The organism is uncultured Tepidimonas sp. (genome assembly GCF_938045175.1).
In the GTDB taxonomy this organism is placed as follows: domain Bacteria; phylum Pseudomonadota; class Gammaproteobacteria; order Burkholderiales; family Burkholderiaceae_C; genus Tepidimonas.
The window spans coordinates 1-4830 of the sequence record NZ_CALIND010000190.1 but is presented as its reverse complement, the minus strand read 5'-3'; the positions used below and the strand labels follow the sequence as shown (position 1 = coordinate 4830).

General features: G+C 71.2%; 3 protein-coding genes. All 3 read right to left on the bottom strand.

From position 1 onward, the window contains the following. Window positions 1-79 precede the first annotated feature (79 nt). Entirely contained in the window at window positions 80-1324 is a 1245-nt protein-coding gene (locus Q0716_RS09960) for a multidrug effflux MFS transporter (protein WP_299022773.1), read from the bottom strand. 61 nt (window positions 1325-1385) lie between these two features. Further along, window positions 1386-3266, bottom strand: coding sequence for a DNA mismatch repair endonuclease MutL (mutL, locus tag Q0716_RS09955; RefSeq protein WP_299022771.1), 1881 nt, complete (start codon window positions 3264-3266; stop codon window positions 1386-1388). Continuing rightward, the gene (locus Q0716_RS09950) at window positions 3266-4681 is read right to left on the bottom strand and encodes an N-acetylmuramoyl-L-alanine amidase (RefSeq protein WP_299022769.1); all 1416 of its coding nucleotides are present in this window, start codon (window positions 4679-4681) and stop codon (window positions 3266-3268) included. The genes mutL and Q0716_RS09950 overlap by 1 nt, the downstream gene beginning before the upstream one ends. Window positions 4682-4830 lie beyond the last annotated feature (149 nt).

The following is a 4830-nucleotide window of genomic DNA, read 5'->3' as shown; positions in this document are numbered from 1 at the left end:
GGGCCCCGCCAGCGCCAGCCAGGCGGCGGTCGGTGCGGTATCGGTGGGGTGGAGGGGAGGGGCAGTCATGGGTCCGCGATTATCGCGGCCGCACTGGCGAGCGCACCTCCCCATGGCGCTGCACCAGTGTCCAAGCCACGGTGGCGATGACCACGGACCAGAACCACAGACCGTTGGTGAGCGGGTACACCCCACCGTCGGGGCCAGTGGACATGTGCTGGCCCAGCCAGGTGCCCATGCCAAAGGCGGTGAGCATCATGATGAAACCCGCCAGCGCCGACGCCGCCCCAGCCGCCTGTGGGAATGGCGAGACGGCACCGCTTTGGCCGCAGGGCTGGTGCACGCCGTGCGCCAAGATGAACAGGTAGTACGGTCCCATGATGGCCCAGGTGTGGTGCCAGCCCAGCAGCGCCAGCACGCCGCACAGCGTGCCGCCGGTGAGGGTAAAGCCCGCCGCCAGCGCTACCGTGCGCCGCACACCCCAACGTGGAATCAAGCGCCGGCACAACACGGTGCCCGCGATGTAGACGGCTGACATCGACAGCATCAGCAAGCCGTACTGCGTTTTGCTCAGGTCCAAGACGGTGATGAAGACGAACGACGAGGTGGCGAGAAACGTAAACAGTCCGCCATACGAGGTGGCGGCCAGCAGCGCCCAGGCCCAGAACGTCGGGTGACGCGCGATGCGAGCCCAGATGCGCAGCATCTCGCGCGGTTGCAGGGCACGCGGGTTGGGCGCGGGCAGCGTCTCGCGAAAGCGCAGCGCCACCAGTGCCAGCGCCAACGCCGAGAACACCGCCAGTGCCCCGAGCGTGACGCGCCAGCCGTAGTGCTCCGTCAGCCAACCGCCCAGAGGGCCGCTGATGCAGGCGAAGATGCCCAGCCCGGTCAGGCCACGCGACATCATGCGCGCGCCTTCGGTCGGGCCATACAGGTCGCGCACGATGGCGCGCGCGCCCATGACCGAGGCACCCATGGCCGCCCCCTGAACGATGCGCCACAGAATGAGCTGCTCGATCGTGGTGGCCAGTGTGTTGCCGATCGAGGCCAGCGTGTACGCCGCCAGACCGACCATCAGCACCGGGCGGCGGCCGAAGCGGTCGGAAATCGGCCCCCACACGAGCTGGGCGGCACCGAACGACAGCAGCAAGGCGGTCAGCGTCGCCTGGACCTGGGCCATGGGGGCACCAAAGGCGGCCGTGACGGCCGGCAACGCGGGCAGGTACAGGTCGGTGGCCAGCGGCTGGATGCCCAGCAGCAGCGAAAGGAAGACGACGACCCACCCCGGTGTCATGGGGGGCGTGCCGGTAGCGGATGCGTGCATGACAGGATGCTACCAAACCCAGCCCGCGTGCAGGCCTGGGCGCGAGCCGTCCGGCGTCGCCTCAGCGACCGCGCAGAAACAGCGCGTCGAGCTCTTGGAGGCTGAGCTGGCGCCAGGTCGGGCGCCCATGGTTGCACTGGTCGCTGCGCTCGGTGGCTTCCATCTGGCGGAGCAGGGCGTTCATTTCCTCCACGGTGAGGCGGCGGTGGGCGCGCACCGCGCTGTGGCAGGCCATGGTCGCCAGCAGCTCGTTGCGCGCACGCTCCAGTACCCAGCGGCCGCCGCCGTGCTGCTCCAGTTCTGCCAGCACCGCACGCGCCAGGGCCACCGCATCGGCGTGGGCCAGCAGCACGGGCACGGCGCGCACCGCCAGCGTCTGTGGCGACAACGGCACCACCTCCAGCCCCAACCGCTGCAGGTCGTCGGCGCAGCGCTCGGCGCAGGCCACCTCCAGCGGGGTGGCGGCAAACGTGGCCGGGATGAGCAGCGGCTGGCTCGGCATGGCCGTCTCGCCCAGCTGGTCGAACTGTGCTTTGAGCCGCTCGTACACGATGCGCTCGTGCGCGGCGTGCATGTCCACCAACACCAGGCCGTGGGCGTTTTCGGCCAGGATATAGATGCCGTGCAGTTGCGCCAGTGCTCGGCCCAGCGGCCATTCGCCGTTCGCTGGGGCGTCCGTGGCGACCGCGGCGGTGGGGGGCGGCGGGAATATCGGGACGGCGGGCTCGGATGGGCGCAGCGGCGGGTCGGGCCAACCCGGCAAGCGCGGCAGCGGCTCGCGCACGCCCAGGTCGAGGCCGACCGGCCGCTGGTAGCGGGTGGTGTCCCAGTCCCCGGGGCCGCGCGGCAGCGGGGAGGGCACGGGTGCGGGTGCAGCAGGCGCGGGGGTGGCCGTGGGGCCGATGGTGCGGCTGCGGGGGGTGGCCAAGGCGGCTTCGACCGCGCGCTGCACCGCTTGGTGCACGGCGCCGCTGTCGCGAAAGCGCACCTCGATTTTGGTCGGGTGCACATTCACGTCCACCGCACGCGGATCGAGGGTGAGGAACAGCACGTACGCCGGCTGGCGCTGGCCGTGCAGCACGTCGTCGTAGGCGCTGCGCACGGCGTGCGTGATCACGCGGTCGCGCACGTAGCGGCCGTTGACGTAGGCAAACTGGCGGTCGGTGCGTGCGCGGGCTGCATCGGGCAGGCCGATCAGGCCGTGCAGCGACAGTGGCCCGGCACTGGCCTGCAGCGGCAGGCTGTCGCCCACGAAATCGCTGCCCAGCGCGTCGGCGATGCGGCGCTGCCACGCGAGTGTGGCGTCCAGATCGGTGCACGCGCGCCACTGCTGCACCAGCCGCCCCTCGTGCCAGATGGCAAAGCCCACGTCGGGGCGCGCCAGGGCGTGGCGGCGCACGGCTTCGATGCAGTGGGCCAGCTCGGTGGCGTCGCTTTTGAGAAATTTGCGCCGCGCGGGGGTGGCGTAAAACAGCTCGCGTACCTCGACCGTGGTGCCGGGTGGGCGGGCCGCCGGCCGCAGTTCGCCGCTGCGGGCGTCCAGGCTCCACGCGTGGCCATCGGGGTCGTCGGCCGGGCGCGACACCAGCGTCACCTCGGCGACCGAGGCGATGGCGGCCAACGCCTCGCCACGAAAGCCCATCGTGAGCACGGATTCGAGTTCCGCCAGGTCGCGGATTTTGCTGGTGGCGTGGCGTTGCACGGCGGCGGGCAGTTCCTCGCGTGGGATGCCGATGCCGTCGTCCTCCACCGCGATCAGGCGCACACCGCCACCAGCCAGGCGCACCGTGATCTGGCGCGCGCCCGCGTCGAGGGCGTTGTCGACCAGCTCGCGCACGACGGAGGCGGGCCGCTCGACCACTTCGCCCGCAGCGATCTGGCTGATGAGCTCGTCGGGCAGGGGGCGGATGGCGCGGCGTGGGATGGGGGCGTCGGGGCTCATCAGGTGGACCGATTGCGCGCCAGTGGCGGGTTGCGCTCGAAGTAGCGCCGGATGCCGCGCTCCAGCGCTTCGGCGATGCGGGCCTGAAACGCCGGGTCGCGCAGTCGGCGCTCTTCGTCGGGGTTGCTGATGAAGGCGGTCTCCACCAGCACGCTGGGGATGTCGGGCGCGCGCAGCACGGCAAAGCCGGCTTGTTCGACGCGTGGCTTGTGCAGGACGCTAACTCGCTCGATCTCGCGCAGCAGGGTGGCGCCTAAGCGCAGGCTGTCGTTGATCTGCGCGGTCATGCTCATGTCGAGCAGCGTGCGTTGCACGGTCACGTCCTTGACGTTGACGGGTAGGCCGCCGATGCGGTCGGCGGCGTTTTCGCGGTTGGCCAGCCAGCGCGCGGCGGCGCTCGACGCCCCGCTGTCGCTGAGGGCATAGACGCTGGCACCGCGTGGGCGCGGGGTAAAGAAAGCGTCGGCGTGGACGCTGACGAGCAGATCGGCTTGCACGCGGCGCGCCTTTTGCACGCGCACGTGCAGCGGCACGAAGAAGTCGGCGTCGCGCGTCATGAACACGCGCACCGGGTTGCCCTGGATGCGCGTGCCATCCAGGCGTTCGCGCAGGCGGTGCGCGATGGCCAGCACGACGTCTTTTTCCCGGGTGCCGTCGGGGCCGATCGCGCCGGGGTCTTCTCCCCCGTGGCCGGGGTCGAGGGCGACGATGATGAGGCGCTCGCTGGGTGCGCGGCGGGGGCCGTCGGGGCTGGGCGTGGGGCGGGCCGCCGGGGCGCGTGCAGCCGGCGGTGGCGCCGGGGGCGGGGCGACTTCTTGCCGTTCGCGGCGCGCAATGAAGTCGGCAATGGGGTCTTCGTCCACAGCGGGCGGCCCAGCGGTGTGGGTGGGCGGTGATATGGGCGCGTCGGCCCCGGACGTTGGCGCCGGGGCGCGTGCCACGTGGCGTGCGATCAGCTCTTCCAGGGGGTCCGGCGGGGTCAGCGGGTACAGGTCCAGCACCAGCCGGTGCTGGTACGCGGCCACCGGCTCGAGCTGGAATACCTGCGGCCCGACCGGTTGTTTGAGGTCGAGCACCAGCCGCACCGTGTCAGGGTCGTAGAGTCCCACGCGCACGCGCGCCACGAATGGGTCGTCGGGCTGGATGCGCTGTACCAGCTCTTGCAAACTGGGCAGCAGGTCGGCACCCCGGATGTCTACCGCCAGCCGCGGCGGGTCAGCCACGTACAGGGTGGTGGCCTGCAAGGCGGTGTCGGACTCGATGGTCACACGCGTGTAGTCGCGTGCGGGCCACACCCGCACGCCTACCACGCGCGCGGCCCAGGCGGGCCAGCTGCCCCCCAATCCTGCCAGCACCAGCAGTGCGTGCAGGTGTCTCATCAGGGCGCGGCGTTCGGCGTTCAGCGATCGGCTCATGCAGCGGTGTCGAGCAGGGCCACGCCACGCGCGGAGCGGGTGCTGAGGGTGATGTGTCGGCCACCGTCGTCGGTGTGCCGCAACAGCAGGTCGAGGTCGGGCATGGGCAACAGCGGGCCGGCCTTGTCCGGCCATTCGACCAGCTTGAG

Bases quoted from the DNA above. Each gene is read 5' to 3' on its own strand.
- Q0716_RS09950 (WP_299022769.1), bottom strand. From the start codon at position 4,681: ATGAGCCGATCGCTGAACGCCGAACGCCGCGCCCTGATGAGACACCTG.
- mutL (WP_299022771.1), bottom strand. From the start codon at position 3,266: ATGAGCCCCGACGCCCCCATCCCACGCCGCGCCATCCGCCCCCTGCCC.
- Q0716_RS09960 (WP_299022773.1), bottom strand. From the start codon at position 1,324: ATGCACGCATCCGCTACCGGCACGCCCCCCATGACACCGGGGTGGGTC.